Source organism: Sphingomonas sp. FUKUSWIS1 (assembly GCF_000733135.1).
Taxonomy (GTDB): domain Bacteria; phylum Pseudomonadota; class Alphaproteobacteria; order Sphingomonadales; family Sphingomonadaceae; genus Sphingomonas; species Sphingomonas aerolata.
The window spans coordinates 1-1,456 of record NZ_JPJC01000219.1 but is presented as its reverse complement, the minus strand read 5'-3'; the positions used below and the strand labels follow the sequence as shown (position 1 = coordinate 1,456).

The 1,456-nt window shown below is 68.3% G+C and carries 2 protein-coding genes; one reads left to right on the top strand and one right to left on the bottom strand.

What is annotated here, in order from left to right; all coding sequences use genetic code 11:
* On the bottom strand, positions 1-530 hold a 530-nt coding region (locus sphsw_RS13175; protein WP_031441009.1), incomplete at its 3' end, for a tetratricopeptide repeat protein.
* 196 nt (positions 531-726) lie between these two features.
* On the opposite strand from sphsw_RS13175, the gene sphsw_RS13170 reads away from it, so the two are divergent.
* Positions 727-1,440 carry a ParA family protein gene (locus sphsw_RS13170; protein ID WP_031441008.1) on the top strand — a complete coding sequence of 238 codons (714 nt, stop codon included), beginning with the start codon at positions 727-729 and terminating at the stop codon, positions 1,438-1,440.
* Positions 1,441-1,456 lie beyond the last annotated feature (16 nt).

Here is a 1,456-nt window from a genome sequence, read left to right as displayed (position 1 = left end):
CCGCGCTGGCGGTCTTCGGGGGAGATATACTGGTCCATCTGCGCCAGCGTCTGCGAGGCCGACTGCAATCCCGACGTGCTCGCGCGCGACATCAGCGCATAGGCGCGCGGGTAATCGCGGGGCACCGCGTCGCCGTTGAACAACATCGTCCCGAGCACGAGCTGCGTCCGCGGTTCGCCGCGCGCCACCGACTTTTCGAGCCAGGGCAGCGCGTCCGCCTTCTTGTTGGCCTGGAACAGCGCGAGGCCGTAATTGTCCTGCGCCTGGACATGACCCTGCAGCGCCGCCTTGCGGAACCAGCTTTCGGCGAGCGCGGGGTCGAGCGTGACGCCGCGGCCGAGCTTATAGGCCTGGGCGAGATTGAACTGCGCATCGGCGTCGCCCGCGATCGCGAGCGGACGCCACTGGTCGATCGCGGTCGCATAGTCGCCGCGGCTCCAGGCATCGACGCCGGCCTTCACGTCCGCCGCGGCCGGCACCGCGCCCAGCGCCGCTACCGTCGCCGCCGCGCCCAGAATCAGGTTGCGCATCGAGTACCTCGTTAAAGCCAAATGATGATCGTCATGTCGCGATAGCCCGGCGAAGGCAAAGATCGGGTTAAGCCGTGCGGCGGTCAGGTGCGGGGGCGCGGCACGTCGTCGTAACGGCTTGGGAACCACGCGTTAACCGCTTCTTATCCGCTGGCATGGCATCGCGTGCCTTGGTTGACGAGACGTAAGGGGGCTTATGCGCGTTCTGGCGATGGCATCGCAGAAAGGCGGGTCGGGAAAGACGACTCTGTCCGGGCATCTCGCGGTCCAGGCGGAGCGCGCCGGGCAGGGGCCGGTCGTGCTGATCGATATCGATCCGCAAGCGTCGCTGACCGACTGGTGGAACGAGCGCGAGGCGGAGGCGCCGGCGCTGGCGCAGACCACGGTCGCGCGGCTCGCCGCCGATCTCGAAATTCTTCGCCAGCAGGGGTTCAAGCTGGCGGTGATCGACACGCCGCCGTCGATCACGGTCGCGATCCAGACGGTGATCCAGATCGCCGAGCTGATCGTCGTCCCGACCCGACCGAGCCCGCATGACCTGCGCGCGGTCGGCGCAACCGTCGATCTGTGCGATCGCGCGGGCAAGCCGCTGATCTTCGTCGTCAATGCCGCGACCCCCAAGGCGCGGATCACGGCCGAGGCGATCGTCGCGCTCTCTCAGCACGGCACCGTCGCCCCGATGACGATCCACCAGCGCACCGATTTCGCCGCCTCGATGATCGACGGCCGCACGGTCATGGAGGTCGATCCCAAGGGCAAGTCCGCGGCGGAGATCGAAGCGCTCTGGACCTATGTCACCGACCGGCTCGAAAAGAATTTCCGGCGCACGGTGTTCAGCGTGCCCAACGCAGGCGCGGGGTTCGGGCAGCGCGGGCCCGCGCCAGGCTTCGGCCGGCGGGTGGTCGGATGAGCGCGATGCCCGCCCG